The sequence below is a fragment of the Brevundimonas kwangchunensis genome (assembly GCF_039523815.1).
GTDB lineage: Bacteria > Pseudomonadota > Alphaproteobacteria > Caulobacterales > Caulobacteraceae > Brevundimonas > Brevundimonas kwangchunensis.
In genome coordinates, this window is record NZ_BAAAGA010000005.1 from 154,561 (window position 1) to 167,298 (window position 12,738).

11 protein-coding genes and 1 tRNA gene are annotated in these 12,738 nt (G+C 66.7%); 9 read left to right on the forward strand and 3 right to left on the reverse strand.

Features of this window, described 5'->3' with window-relative positions:
• Positions 1-126 precede the first annotated feature (126 nt).
• The 3 genes from ABDZ95_RS09910 to ABDZ95_RS09920 all read left to right on the forward strand — a co-directional run bounded on the left by ABDZ95_RS09910 (position 127) and on the right by ABDZ95_RS09920 (position 3,276).
• A complete protein-coding gene (locus tag ABDZ95_RS09910; RefSeq protein WP_343793224.1) occupies positions 127-1,371 on the forward strand; it encodes a class I SAM-dependent RNA methyltransferase in 1,245 nt (414 codons plus the stop codon).
• A gap of 82 nt (positions 1,372-1,453) precedes the next feature.
• Positions 1,454-2,392 carry a hypothetical protein gene (locus ABDZ95_RS09915; RefSeq protein ID WP_343793226.1) on the forward strand — a complete coding sequence of 313 codons (939 nt, stop codon included), beginning with the start codon at positions 1,454-1,456 and terminating at the stop codon, positions 2,390-2,392.
• 140 nt (positions 2,393-2,532) lie between these two features.
• A complete protein-coding gene (locus tag ABDZ95_RS09920) occupies positions 2,533-3,276 on the forward strand; it encodes a hypothetical protein (protein ID WP_343793228.1) in 744 nt (247 codons plus the stop codon).
• A gap of 1 nt (position 3,277) precedes the next feature.
• Here the strand turns inward: ABDZ95_RS09920 and ABDZ95_RS09925 are convergent, their stop codons facing one another.
• Entirely contained in the window at positions 3,278-4,351 is a 1,074-nt protein-coding gene (locus tag ABDZ95_RS09925; protein ID WP_343793230.1) for a PA0069 family radical SAM protein, read from the reverse strand.
• 104 nt (positions 4,352-4,455) lie between these two features.
• Between ABDZ95_RS09925 and ABDZ95_RS09930 the strand changes: the two genes are divergently transcribed.
• The gene (locus ABDZ95_RS09930; protein WP_343793232.1) at positions 4,456-5,145 is read left to right on the forward strand and encodes an aspartate/glutamate racemase family protein; all 690 of its coding nucleotides are present in this window, start codon (positions 4,456-4,458) and stop codon (positions 5,143-5,145) included.
• Positions 5,146-5,207: 62 nt separating this feature from the next.
• On the opposite strand, the gene ABDZ95_RS09935 is transcribed toward ABDZ95_RS09930, so the two are convergent.
• A tRNA-Leu gene (locus tag ABDZ95_RS09935) sits at positions 5,208-5,292 on the reverse strand.
• Positions 5,293-5,491: 199 nt separating this feature from the next.
• Between ABDZ95_RS09935 and ABDZ95_RS09940 the strand changes: the two genes are divergently transcribed.
• The gene (locus tag ABDZ95_RS09940; RefSeq protein WP_343793234.1) at positions 5,492-5,698 is read left to right on the forward strand and encodes a hypothetical protein; all 207 of its coding nucleotides are present in this window, start codon (positions 5,492-5,494) and stop codon (positions 5,696-5,698) included.
• An 87-nt stretch (positions 5,699-5,785) separates the two neighbouring features.
• Here the strand turns inward: ABDZ95_RS09940 and ABDZ95_RS09945 are convergent, their stop codons facing one another.
• Positions 5,786-7,393, reverse strand: coding sequence for an amino acid permease (locus tag ABDZ95_RS09945; protein WP_343793236.1), 1,608 nt, complete (start codon positions 7,391-7,393; stop codon positions 5,786-5,788).
• Positions 7,394-7,538: 145 nt separating this feature from the next.
• Between ABDZ95_RS09945 and hrpB the strand changes: the two genes are divergently transcribed.
• The 4 genes from hrpB to ABDZ95_RS09965 all read left to right on the forward strand — a co-directional run bounded on the left by hrpB (position 7,539) and on the right by ABDZ95_RS09965 (position 12,734).
• Positions 7,539-9,968, forward strand: a complete 2,430-nt coding sequence (hrpB, locus tag ABDZ95_RS09950; protein WP_343793238.1) for an ATP-dependent helicase HrpB — start codon at positions 7,539-7,541, stop codon at positions 9,966-9,968.
• A 170-nt stretch (positions 9,969-10,138) separates the two neighbouring features.
• The gene (gene rpsB / locus ABDZ95_RS09955; protein ID WP_343793240.1) at positions 10,139-11,050 is read left to right on the forward strand and encodes a 30S ribosomal protein S2; all 912 of its coding nucleotides are present in this window, start codon (positions 10,139-10,141) and stop codon (positions 11,048-11,050) included.
• Positions 11,051-11,157: 107 nt separating this feature from the next.
• Positions 11,158-12,096, forward strand: a complete 939-nt coding sequence (tsf, locus tag ABDZ95_RS09960) for a translation elongation factor Ts (RefSeq protein ID WP_343793242.1) — start codon at positions 11,158-11,160, stop codon at positions 12,094-12,096.
• A gap of 236 nt (positions 12,097-12,332) precedes the next feature.
• Positions 12,333-12,734 (forward strand): hypothetical protein, encoded by a 402-nt coding sequence (locus tag ABDZ95_RS09965; protein ID WP_343793244.1) that lies wholly within the window; start codon positions 12,333-12,335, stop codon positions 12,732-12,734.
• Positions 12,735-12,738 lie beyond the last annotated feature (4 nt).

The window sequence follows — 12,738 nt, forward strand, 5'->3', positions numbered from 1 at the left end:
TGCCGAACGATCCGGCCCCTTGTCTGTTGCATCCCGTATGAGCCTTCGAAGCTGAACGGCCTTTGATCAGTCCGTTCATCTTCGTTCAGGTTTCGCGCGAGGCCCGGTCCGGGCTATGAGCGGCCGATGACGGAAACACTGACGATCGCGCGCGTAGGCGGGCAGGGCGACGGGATCGCCGAGACCCCCGCGGGCCCCGTGTTCGCGCCCCTGACCCTGCCCGGCGAGACGGTGCGCGGCGTGGTGCGCGAGGGGCGTCTGGAGAACGTCGAGATCCTGACGCCCAGCCCGGAGCGGATCGCGCCTGTTTCGCCCAACTACGGCGACTGCGGCGGTTGCTCGCTGCAGCACTGGGCCAGTGAGCCCTATCTGGAATGGAAGCGCGAGCAGGTGCGCTTCGCCCTGGCTCGTCACGGCATCGACATCGAGGTCGAGCCGACCGTCGCCTCGCCTCCGGCCAGCCGTCGCCGGTTGGGCCTGCACGCCCGGCGCGGTCCGGACGGCCGGGCGCTACTGGGCTTCAAGGCGCGCAAAAGCTGGCGGCTGGTGCCGGTCACCGCCTGTCCTGTCGCCGATCCCCGGCTGGTCGCGGCCTTTCCGGCGCTGGCGAAGATCGCCGAGCCCTTCCTCGAACACCCCAAGTCCGCCCCGACCCTGCACGTCACCTGGACGCTGGATGGGCTGGATATCGACGTCACGGGCGTGGAGCGCCGCTCGGGCGGCTTGTCGCGCGACGCCCAGATGCGCGCCATCGAGGCGGCGGCCGAGGCCGATGTGGCGCGGCTCAGTCTCACCGGCGAGACCCTCGTCATGGCCCGCCAGCCGCGCGTGGCCTTTGGCCCGGCCGTCGTACCCCTGCCGGCCGGCGGCTTCCTGCAGGCCGTGCCTGAGGCCGAACAGGCCATGGTCGAGCGCGCCGTCGCCGCAGTTAAAGGCTCAAAGAAGATCGCCGACCTGTTCTGCGGCGCGGGGGCCTTCACCTTCCCGCTGGCGACGGTCGCGCCGGTGCTGGCCGCCGACGCCTCGGCGCCCGGCATCGAGGCGCTGAAGGCCGGGCTGAAGACGGCGAAGGGCATCAAGACCATCGAGGCCCAGGCCCGCGACCTGTTCCGCCGCCCTCTGGCCCCCTACGACCTGCGCGGCTGCGACGCCATCGTCATGGACCCGCCGCGCGCCGGCGCGATCGAGCAGACGGGCCAGCTGGCGGGGACCAAGGCCGAGCGTATCGTCTACGTTTCCTGCAACCCGACGACCTTCGCCCGCGACGCCCGCGTGCTGATCGACGCGGGCTTCCGGCTGGAGACCGTCACCCCGATCGACCAGTTCCTGTGGTCGGCCCACGTCGAACTGGTCAGCGTCTTTCGTCGCTAGAATCGTCACAGATTTTCAAGGTCGTAACGAACGCGATTATCGCATTCTGGTGGGCGGTTCGCTTAACCTTGTGATCATGACTATGACGGACGTCCAGATCACACAACCATCAGAGCCGCTGACCGGCCGCGCGCTGGCTTTCGCTGCTGCGAGGGACTTCTCGCGCTTCTTCCATCCCGCGTTCCCATTCGAGGTCGGCGCGAGAGTTGGCGCTGTGAACATGCCCTGTGTCCGAAAGGACAGTACGGGGAGTTACATTCTCATTCCGAGGGAGATGGCTGATGAAGTCATCGAGTCACCCGATCGGTTGATCTTTCATCTCCTCATGCTGGGCCATGAGATTGCCCACCTCGCTCACAAGCATCTCGACGGGGCGGATTCGCAGACCAACGACGAGTACCTCACTCTCGAACTTTGGGCAGATTTTTACGGTGCAAAGGTCGCTATGACATTGCTCACCTATGGTGAGCAGGTTCGATTGCAGGCGCATAGATTCTGGCCGCATCGGAGCTTGCCAAGATTGCTTCTTGACGTGGGTAGCGCCGTGGCAATGCTTCTTCGGCACGTTTATCGAGAGCACAGAAAGTATCCCATGCCAATTGAGCGTGCGGGGATTACATCAAACGGCATCTTGTCGTTCGTTAGGAACTACTACGGTGGCGAGTTCAACCTTGGATTCTACTATAGTGTGCCGCTGCGGATTCTCTTCTCCAATGAATTCACTCGCGAGGTCATCCGCCTTGATGGCGGGCGAACCGAATTCGCGTCCAGCCCGATACTCCGAGCAGCAGAGTGGCATCGGAAGGTGCAGGCTAGCGCTCCTGCAATAACGCCGGGCTTCCTTCCGCCTGTCTTACCCTATCTCCACACATCCTTCAGCCATTCCGACGAAGAGATCGAAGAGACCCGTCGCATTCTCATGGACGAGTTGAAGAAGTCGGGAATACTCGGCGACGATTTTGAAGAAGATAACCTGAATCCGTCCTACTTATCCACTGACCCACCTCGCGATGGCGACTGACTGGACACCCCGCCGCCGACCGGCTTAGCTCCGCGCAACTGGGGAGTGTTTCTGTGGGCTGGTTGTCGGAGTTTCTTGCAGGGTTCAGAGGCGCGGCTCAGGTGAGCGGAGTTCAGCCTGCGCGACCGCCGCGCTCCAGCATGGAGCCGCCACCGGGGCGTCTGCCGAAGGCGGGCCACATCCAGTGGCGTGTTGGCTCGTTTCCGACCCAGGTCGTGGGCGAGAGTAACTACCAGCGGGCGATCATGGCCGAGTGCGGCAGCCACACGCGCTACGGTGTCGAGCATGAGTGCGTTGCAACGGTGCGGCCTGATCCGAACAACCGCTTCGACCCAAATGCCGTCGAGGTTCTGATCCGGGGTCAGCGTGTCGGGTTTCTAAACCGCGAGTGGGCTCCTCGGATGAAGGAGGCGCTGGCGGCCGTTGGGCTGGGCTCAGCGACTTGCGGTGCCCTCATCAACGGCGGCTGGCGGACGAACCATCACGACGAAGGTCACTTCGGCGTCCGACTGGCCATTCCCAGTTGGGGTCCGCTCGATTTCGGAGGCGGGCTGATCCACGGAGAAAAGCGTGAATGGCCGAAGAAAGAGCGCCGCGCCCGACCCGTCTCCAGCGGCTCCGGCCCGCTGCTGGGCCGGCGCATTGCATTGATGGGGGCGTTCCAGAGCAAGCTGCCGGAAGAACTCGCCGCCATGGGCGCGACGATCGTTGCCGGCGTCGGAAAGACGACTACCGACCTGATCATCGTCGGCAGCGAGCCGCCGTTCACGGTGGGAGAGCGGCGGAGCCGAGGCTTTGAGATCGCGACCGAGGCTGCCGCGTCGGGTCAGGCCATCCGCATCTGGGGCGAAGACGAGTTCCGGGAGGCGCACCGCGCCGGCTAGGTCACGCCGCGTCGAACAGGTCCATCTGCTTGCGTGCCGAAGCGGGGACCCGAAAACGGCTCTCATCCAGCAGATGGCGCGGGCCATCGAGACCGTAGCGTTTGACTGCCGCGCGGAAGCGGGTGGCGATCAGCTCGGCGACCGGGCCGGTTCCCTTCATCCGCTGGGACCAGTCCGGGTCGTAGTCCCTGCCACCGCGGGTCTGGCGGACGAGGGACATCACCCGTGCGGCGCGATCTGGTCGCGCATCGGCCAGCCACTCGCGGAACAGGTCCTTGATCTCCAGCGGAAGGCGAAGGGTCACATACATGGCCGTGATCGCCCCGGCCTTCGCCGCAGCCTCGAGAATGGACTCCAGCTCATGGTCGTTCAGACCGGGTATCACCGGGGCGAAGCCGACGCCGACCGGGACGCCCGCATCCGCCAGCCGGCTGATCGCCTCCAGCCGCTTCGCCGGCGTCGAGGCCCGCGGCTCCATCGCCCGCGCCAGCTTGCGGTCCAGGGTAGTGATCGAGACGAAGGCCGAGGCCAGTCCCTCGCGTCCCATCGGCCCCAGAATGTCCACGTCCCGAGTGATCAGCACCGACTTGGTGATGATGCTGAAGGGGTGGTTGAACCGCTGCATCACCTCGAGAATGCCGCGCGTCGACTTCAGCTCGCGCTCGACCGGCTGATAGGGGTCGGTGTTGCCGCCTATATGGATCCGCTTGCAGACGTATCGCGGTTTGCAGAACTCCTGTTCCAGCAGGTCCGCGGCGCCGGGCTTGAAGAAGATACGGCTCTCGAAATCCAGGCCCGGGGATAGGCCCATCCAGGCATGGGACGGACGGGCGTAGCAGTAGATGCAGCCATGTTCGCAGCCCTTGTAGGGGTTGATGGACCGGTCGAAACCGATGTCCGGACTTGTGTTTCGCGCGATGATCGTCCGGGCCGTTTCGGGCGTCAGGGTCGTGCGCAGGGGCGCGACCTCGGCGTCCTCGGCGGTCCAGCCGTCATCGAAGGCCTCGCTCGTCCGGGGTTCGTAGCGACCCGTCGCATTCGATCGCGCGCCACGTCCCTTCGCTGTCTCGGCCATGAGGGGACGATACGCGCGAACGAGAACAAAGCAAGAACAATCTTTCACGACGAAACGCCGTCTTGCTACGTCGACCAGCGACAGTTCTGGCCTAGAACTCCCGTATGAAAACCATCGGCTTGATCGGCGGCATCGATTCCAGCGCCACGGCCGAATACTACCGCCTGCTCAGCCTGGGCGTGGTGCACGACCTCCAGAGGGTCACGCCACGCTGCGTGATCTGGTCCTGCGACTTCAATGAGGTTCGCCGCCTGCGACATGCGAGCGATGAAGAGGGATTGTCCGATCTCTTCAGGGACGCTGCGATACGGCTGGAGGTCGCCGGCGCGGACCTGCTGCTGATCTGCGGCGCCACCCATCACGACGTGGCCGAACATGTGCAGCGCGCGGTGTCCATTCCGTTGCTCCATTTCGCAGGTCCCGTCGCCGAACGCCTGAAGGTGGAGGGCATCGACAAGGTCGGGCTGCTGGATCCGGCCTCTGCTGGGCCGGACGCCTACGAGGGGCCATTATCGAGCCGGTACGGGATCGACGTCTTGCTCCCCACCGCAGCCGAACGAGCGTCCGTGGAACGGGCTGAGTATCTCGAGTTCGTCGTTCAGAGCGACCCGACGGCGAGGCGCGACGCCTGTCTGGAGATTATGGCCCGCATGGCCAATGACGGCGCGCAGGCCATCCTCTTCGAGCGCACCGATGCCCTCCCGGCTCTGCGGCAGGGTGACTGTCCGGCCCCAATGATCGACACCGTCTCACTGCATGTGGAGGCGGCGATGAGGATGGCGCTGGAGCCTTGAGGCGCTCGGACTGGCAGGGATCGTCGACGTCCTCTCGCCCGGTGCGTCAGGCTGGGAGGAAATGGTGCGGATGAGAGGACTCGAACCTCCACGCCTCGCGGCGCCAGAACCTAAATCTGGTGCGTCTACCAGTTCCGCCACATCCGCTCAGGTCTGAGGGGGTTCTAGCGGGATTTGGCGCGGAAGCAATCGGGCGCATCAGGCCTGCACGGACGGCGGTTTTCTTCACGGCTGATCACGCATCGGAGAGGTGATGACAACAGCCGGGAACCGGTCGGCGCGTCTGTCGTTCCGGCGGACCACTCCAGAGATTTTCGCCGTGATTTCCTATTATTGTATCGTGAACATGCCGGGTCTTCCGGTCCGCGACATCGCCGTTGTCGATGCGGCGGACGATGGCTCCGCGCGCCGGGCGCTGGAGGATGTGGCGCATCAGTGGCCGGGCTTCGAGACAGTCTATCTCTATCAGGGCGAGCGTCTGGTCACCGTCCATGCCAATCCGGCGCTCGGATTCGCGGAAGCCCCGATCTTTGTGGAGGCTCGCGCCGCGTGACGTGGCTCCCGGTCATCCGGCTCCTCGCCCCGAAATGAAAAAGGCCCGGGATCGCTCCCGGGCCTTTCCTGTCGTTTGATCCGGAGATCAGTCCTCGCGCTTGTCCGTCGGCGACGGAGCGCCCGGCATCGGCGGGACCGGTCCCGGAGGCGCGTCGGGGTGCAGTTCCGGCACCTCGACCAGACCGCGACCCACGTGGCTCTTGCGGTAGCCGTACAGCAGATAGACCACCAGGCCGATGCCGCCCCAGATCGGCAGCACCATCTTGGCGTCGTGCGGCAGGTTCCAGAACAGGAACGCACAGCCCGCGGCCGACAGCGGCGCGATGATCCAGATCAGCGGCGTCCGGAACGGACGGTGACGGTTCGGCTCCTTCACGCGCAGCATCAGCACGGCGATCGACACCATGAAGAAGGCGAACAGCGTGCCCGAGTTCGAGATGTCGGCCAGCTGACCGACCGGGAACAGGGCGCCGGCGGTGGCGACGGCCATACCCGTGAACAGGGTCACGATGTGCGGCGTCTTCCACTTCGGGTGCACCTTGGAGAAGGCTTCCGGCAGCAGGCCGTCGCGCGCCATCACGAAGAAGATGCGGGTCTGGCCGTAGATCATCATCAGGATGACCGAGGGCAGGGCCAGCATGGCGGCGGTGCCGAGGGCGTTGCCGACGATCGGCCAGTTGATCTCGCGCAGAACGTGGGCCAGAGCCTCGTTCGAGCAGACCAGCTGGTTGGCGTTTTCGGCCAGCTGACAGGCGGCGATGAAGGCGGGCGAACCCGGCTGCACGGCCGAACCGTCGGCGCCCAGGACCGGCTGCGCGCCGATCGCGCCGACCGCGCCGATGGCGACCAGCAGGTAGAAGATGGTGCAGATGCCCAGCGAACCGATCAGGCCGATCGGCACGTTGCGCTGCGGGTTCTTGGTCTCTTCGGCCGCGGTGGAGACCGCGTCGAAGCCGACATAGGCGAAGAAGATCGACGCCGCGGCGCCGACGATGCCCATGCCCGAATACTCGCCGAACAGGCCGTTCGGTGCGAACGGAGTAAAGTTCTGCGACTTGATGACCGGCAGGGTCAGAACGATGAAGGCGGTCAGGGCGGCGACCTTGATCACCACCAGGATGGCGTTCAGTCGGGCCGATTCCGTCGTGCCGCGCATCAGCAGGAAGGTCACCGCCATGGCGACGACGATCGCCGGAACGTTGATGATGCCTGCCGAGAAGTCGGGGCTCGGGATGAAGCCGTTCATGCTCCAGGCCGGACCGGCCTGTAGTGCATCAGGCCAGTCGAATCCCAAGGCGTTCTCGATCAGGCCCATCACATAGCCGGACCAGCCGACCGACACGGCGCCGGCGGCGACCGCGTATTCCAGGATCAGCGCCCAGCCGACCATCCAGGCCAGCAGTTCGCCCATCACGGCGTAGGTGTAGGTGTAGGCCGAGCCCGAAACGGGGGCCATGGCGGCCAGTTCCGAGTAGCAGAGCGCGGCGACGGCGCAGACGGCGCCGGCGATCACGAAGCTGAGCATCATGCCCGGGCCGGCCTTCTGCGAGGCGGCGGCGGTCAGCACGAAGATCCCGGTGCCGATGATTGCGCCGACCCCGAGCAGGGTCAGCTGGAACGCACCGAGCGACCGGTGCAGTGATTTTTTCTGAGCCGTAGCCAGAATCGCGTCGAGCGATTTAACGCGCCACATATACTTTTCCCCTCCCGAACGGGCAGCAGATAGCTGTTGGGCGGGACGCTAGCGGCGCATGTCCACGCTGGCAACGCGGTTTCCGTTTGGTGAACACGCGACGACGCTTTCGTGAATGGGTGTGTTGCGGGTACAGCCGTGCGCGATGTTGCCCATTCACGCCGTTCTTGAACCGCTGAAGGCGGCGCTGGCCTCGGGCCCTGTCGCCGTGCTGGCCGCGCCTCCGGGGGCGGGCAAGACCACGGTCGTGCCCTTGGCCCTGCTGGACCAGTCGTGGCTTGGAGGGCGGCGGATTCTGGTGCTCGAACCGCGACGTCTCGCCGCGCGCGCCGCAGCCGAACGGATGGCGAAAACCCTGGGCGAAAAGGCGGGCGATACGGTCGGCTACCGCACCCGTCTGCAGAGTCGCATCGGTCCGAAGACCCGCATTGAGGTCGTCACCGAGGGCGTCTTCACCCGCATGATTCTGGACGACCCGGCGCTGGACGGCGTCGGCGCAGTTTTGTTCGACGAGTTCCACGAGCGCAGCCTCGACGCCGATCTCGGCCTCGCCCTTGCCCGTGACAGCCAGACCCTGCTGCGTGATGACCTGCGCATTCTGGTCATGTCGGCGACGCTCGACACGGCCGGCGTCTCGCGACTTCTCGACGGCGCGCCGATCATCGAGGCCGAGGGCCGGATGTTTCCGGTCGAGACCCGTTACCTTGGCCGCAACGCCGCCGAGCGGTTCGAGGACGCCTTGGCTCGGGCCATCCGGCTGGCCCTGGCCGACGAGACCGGCTCCGTCCTCGCCTTCCTGCCGGGGCAGGGCGAAATCCATCGCACCGTTCGCGCGCTGGGTGACCGCCTGCCGGCCGACGTTGATCTCGCGCCCCTGTTCGGCGCCATGGACAAGGGCGAGCAGGATAGGGCCATCGAGCCGGCCGCGCCGGGCCGCCGCAAGGTGGTGCTGGCCACCTCCATCGCCGAGACCAGCCTGACCATCGAAGGGGTGCGCGTCGTCATCGACGGCGGCCTGTCACGCGTGCCGCGCTTCGAGCCGTTTAGCGGGCTGACCCGGCTGGCCACCGTCCGCGTAAGCCGCTCCTCGGCCGAGCAGCGCCGGGGCCGGGCAGGGCGGGTCGAACCGGGCGTCTGCTATCGCCTGTGGGACGAGGAGCAGACCCGTGGTCTGGTCCCGCACCAGAACCCCGAGATCCGCGAGGCGGACCTGACGGCGTTCGCGCTGGACCTGGCCCGCTGGGGCGCGCGGTCACCGGATGGTCTGGCCCTGCTGGACCCGCCGCCCGCCGGCGCCTTCGCCGAGGCGAGGAGGGTGCTCTACCGGCTGGAGGCGCTGGACGCGGATGGCGGCCTGACCGACCACGGCCAACGGCTGGCCGCCATCCCCCTGTCGCCGCGACTGGCGCACATGCTGGCTGTCGCCGCCGACGCGGGAGAGGCCGATCTGGGCGCACGCATCGCCGCTGTCCTCAGCGAGCCGGGACTGGGCGGCTCGTCCGTCGATCTGTCCGAGCGCCTGAGGGGGCTGGAGAGCGATCGCACGCCTCGCGCCCGCGACGCTGGCAAGCTGATCGAGCGCTGGGCCGCTGCGGCGCGCAAGGGAGCCGGGAAGGGCGCGCGCGGCGCCGATGCCGGCCTGCTTCTGGCCGAAGCCTTCCCCGAGCGGGTGGCGAAGGCGCGGGGCAAGCCAGGCGAGTATCTGCTGGCTTCGGGGCGCGGCGCCTTCCTCGACGCTACCGATCCTCTGGCGCGCGAGCCCTGGCTGGCGGTGGCCGAACTGGGCGGCGGCGACGCGCGCGACCGCATCCGTCTGGCCGCGCCCGTCGATCCAGCGGATCTGGAACATCGGCTGGAGACCGAGGAACGGCTGACGAAGGAGCCGTCCGGCCGTCTGGTGCTGAAACGCCTGCGCCGCGTCGGCGCGATCGTGGTCGACGAGAAGCTCATGGGTGCTCCCGACCGCGCCACCATCACTGCGGCGCTCAAGACCGAGGTCGAGGCCGACGGTCTGAAGGCGATCCGCTGGGGCGAGCGGGCCTCGGCCCTGCGCGCCCGTCTGTCCTTTGTTGCGTCGCTGGAGGAGGGCTGGCCCGACATCTCGGACGACGGTCTGCTGGCTGAGCGCGAAGCCTGGCTCTGGCCGTTGCTGGACACTGTGCAGTCGCTGGACGCCATCGGCGATGCGGCGCTGGAAGGCGGTCTGCGCGCCCTGATCCCGTGGGACCGTGTCCGCCAGCTGGATGTGCTGGCTCCGCCCCGGCTGGAGACGCCGATGGGCTCCGCCGCCATCGACTATGCCGCCGAGGGCGGGCCGCAGGTCGATATCCGGGTGCAGGAGCTGTTCGGCGTCACCGTCCATCCGACCGTCGGCGGCGGCCGCGTGCCCTTGACCCTTAGCCTGCTGTCACCCGCGCGCCGTCCAGTGCAGATGACGAAGGATCTGCCGGGCTTCTGGGCGGGATCGTGGAAGGACGTGCGCGCCGACATGCGCGGCCGCTACCCGCGTCACCCGTGGCCCGAGGACCCGTCCGTCGCCGAAGCCACCAACCGGGCCAAGCCGCGCGGCACGTAGGTTCACGCCGCCGCTTGCATTTTCGGGCCATCCCGCCTATTTGGCCCGCGCACTTCGCACGTGGGCGTGGCGCAGCCGGGGGAGACATCCCCGACCGCACCATTCCGAGGGTCCAGCCGGATCTTTAAAGCGCCCACGCAACGTCTATCGGAAAAAGGACACTACCGATCATGGCTCTGCCAGAATTCTCCATGCGTTCGCTGCTCGAAGCCGGCGCTCACTTCGGTCACCAGACGCACCGCTGGAACCCGAAGATGGACCGCTACATCTTCGGCGCCCGCTCGAACATCCACATCATCGACCTGTCGCAGACCATCCCGCTGCTGCACCAGGCCCTGGTCGAAGTCCGCAACGTCGCCGCCAAGGGTGGTCGCGTCCTGTTCGTCGGCACCAAGCGCCAGGCCGCTGACCCGGTCGCCGAGGCCGCCAAGCGCTGCGCCCAGTACTACATGAACAACCGCTGGCTCGGCGGCACCCTGACCAACTGGAAGACGGTCTCGGGTTCGATCGCTCGCCTGCGTGAACTGGACGCCCTGCTCGAGTCGGGCGGCGAAGGCCGCGTGAAGCGCGAGCTGCTGAGCCTGCAGCGCGAGCGCGACAAGCTCGACGCCTCGCTGGGCGGCATCAAGGACATGGGCGGCATCCCGGACATCATGTTCGTCATCGACACCAACAAGGAGTCGATCGCGATCCAGGAAGCCCGCAAGCTGAACATCCCGATCATCGCGATCCTGGACACCAACTCGGATCCGGACGGCATCACCTACCCGGTCCCGGGTAACGACGACGCCGCCCGCGCCATCCAGACCTACTGCGACCTGATCGCCGACGCCGTCCTGGACGGCCTGGCCGCCGGCCAGTCGTCGTCGGGCGTCGACCTGGGCGCTGCGGTGAACCCGGACGAGCCGATGCTTCGCGAAGCCACGGCTCCGAAGGCTGAAGCCGAAGCCGCTCCCGCCGGTACCGAAGCTGTCGCCGCCGAGCTGGAAGCTGCTGCCGAGCCGGCCGTCGCTGACGAAGCCGCGCAAGCCGCGACTACGGAAGCCAACGACGCCGTCGAAACCGACAAGGCCGCGGTCTGAGGATCGCATCGCGGCTTTCAGAAGAAGGCCGCGCGTTGAACTGACACACGGCCGGGCTATCTGCCCGGCCGTTACCGCATACAAAAAGACCCCCAAGGAGATATCTCATGGCCGAGATCACTGCCGCCCTCGTCAAGGAACTGCGCGAGCGTTCGGGCGTCGGCATGATGGACTGCAAGAAGGCCCTGCAAGAGAACGACGGCAACATCGAAGCCGCGATCGACTGGTTGCGCGCCAAGGGCCTGTCCAAGGCCGCCAAGAAGGCCGACCGCGTCGCCGCTGAAGGTCTGGTCGCTGTCGCCGCCCGTGAAGACGGCGCTGGCGAAGTCGCCGCCGCCATCGAGTTCAACGCGGAAACCGACTTCGTCGCCCGCAACGACCTGTTCCAGACGGCCGCCAAGAAGTTCGCCGAACTGGGCCTCGAGCACCACTCGATCGAAGCCCTGCACGGCGCTGAACTGGAAGCCGGCAAGACGGTCCAGGACGAAGTGACCAACATGATCGCCACCATCGGCGAGAACATGCAGCTGCGTCGCGCCGCCCGCCTGTCGGTGTCGGAAGGCGCTGTCGCGACCTACGTCCACAACGCCGTTTCGCCGGGCGTCGGCCGCATCGGCGTGCTGGTCGCCATCGAAGGCGCCGGCGACAAGGCCACGATCCGTGAGCTGGGTCGCAAGATCGCGATGCACGTCGCCGCGACCGCGCCGCTGTCGCTGAACACGGATGACCTGGACCCGGCCGCCATCGAGAAGGAGCGCACCGTTCTTATCGAGAAGGCCAAGGAAGAAGGCCGTCCGGAAAACATGATCGAGAAGATCGTGGAAGGTCAGATCAACAAGTTCCAGAAGGACGTGGTGCTGTCGAAGCAGCCGTTCGTCATGGATCCGGACGTGACCGTCGAGCAGCTGGTCGCCAACACCGGCAAGGACCTCGGCACGACCCTGAAGCTGGTCGGCTTCGTGCGCCTTGCCCTTGGTGAAGGCGTCGAGAAGGTCGAGGGCCCCGACTTCGCTTCGGAAGTCGCCTCGATGATGGGCGGTCAGTAAGACCGACCGTCCCTCGGGACTGAAATGAAGGGCCGGCGCTCGCAAGGGCGCCGGCCTTTTCTTTGCGCGAAGCGCAATCAGGTTGGTTCATCACAACGAACACGACGGACCACAGCGAACACAACGGCGGCTGAGACAAACTGGTCCCCCGCCGTGCCCGTTGTGAATCCGTTGTGTTCGCCGTGATGAACCCTCATCTCGATGCGGAAGATGATTCCGGCTCCGCGGAGGACCCCATGACCCAACAGGCCCCCGATTTCGACGAAGACGGCGGCGGCTATGATGTCGACGACTGGTCGCGCCTGACCGCCTTCACCGGCCGCGTCGCCACCCTGGACGACGTGCAGGCGAAGAAGGCCGTCTTCGCGCTCGACGACACCGAGGACCCGCGCGTCATCGACATGGAGCTGCCCCAGCCGGTGATCTGGTGGGAGGAGGGCGGCGAGCAGGCCGCCGTGGCCGTGCAGGCCGAGAGTCACATCGGGCCCGAGGGCGACGAGATGGACGTCATCGGCCTGATCCTGCCGGACGGCGGCGCGGCGGTGGCCCTGCTGGAAGACGTCGATCTGGTCGACGACACCGATCCCGTTTGGCGCGGCCTGGTCGAGAGCGCGGTCGACGGCGCAGACGGGGACTGATCCG

What these genes read in the sequence shown, in the direction of transcription:
- ABDZ95_RS09910 (WP_343793224.1), top strand. Translation starts at nt 127, where the DNA reads ATGACGGAAACACTGACGATCGCGCGCGTAGGCGGGCAGGGCGACGGG.
- ABDZ95_RS09915 (WP_343793226.1), top strand. Translation starts at nt 1,454, where the DNA reads ATGACGGACGTCCAGATCACACAACCATCAGAGCCGCTGACCGGCCGC.
- ABDZ95_RS09920 (WP_343793228.1), top strand. Translation starts at nt 2,533, where the DNA reads ATGGAGCCGCCACCGGGGCGTCTGCCGAAGGCGGGCCACATCCAGTGG.
- ABDZ95_RS09925 (WP_343793230.1), bottom strand. Translation starts at nt 4,351, where the DNA reads ATGGCCGAGACAGCGAAGGGACGTGGCGCGCGATCGAATGCGACGGGT.
- ABDZ95_RS09930 (WP_343793232.1), top strand. Translation starts at nt 4,456, where the DNA reads ATGAAAACCATCGGCTTGATCGGCGGCATCGATTCCAGCGCCACGGCC.
- ABDZ95_RS09940 (WP_343793234.1), top strand. Translation starts at nt 5,492, where the DNA reads ATGCCGGGTCTTCCGGTCCGCGACATCGCCGTTGTCGATGCGGCGGAC.
- ABDZ95_RS09945 (WP_343793236.1), bottom strand. Translation starts at nt 7,393, where the DNA reads ATGTGGCGCGTTAAATCGCTCGACGCGATTCTGGCTACGGCTCAGAAA.
- hrpB (WP_343793238.1), top strand. Translation starts at nt 7,539, where the DNA reads ATGTTGCCCATTCACGCCGTTCTTGAACCGCTGAAGGCGGCGCTGGCC.
- rpsB (WP_343793240.1), top strand. Translation starts at nt 10,139, where the DNA reads ATGGCTCTGCCAGAATTCTCCATGCGTTCGCTGCTCGAAGCCGGCGCT.
- tsf (WP_343793242.1), top strand. Translation starts at nt 11,158, where the DNA reads ATGGCCGAGATCACTGCCGCCCTCGTCAAGGAACTGCGCGAGCGTTCG.
- ABDZ95_RS09965 (WP_343793244.1), top strand. Translation starts at nt 12,333, where the DNA reads ATGACCCAACAGGCCCCCGATTTCGACGAAGACGGCGGCGGCTATGAT.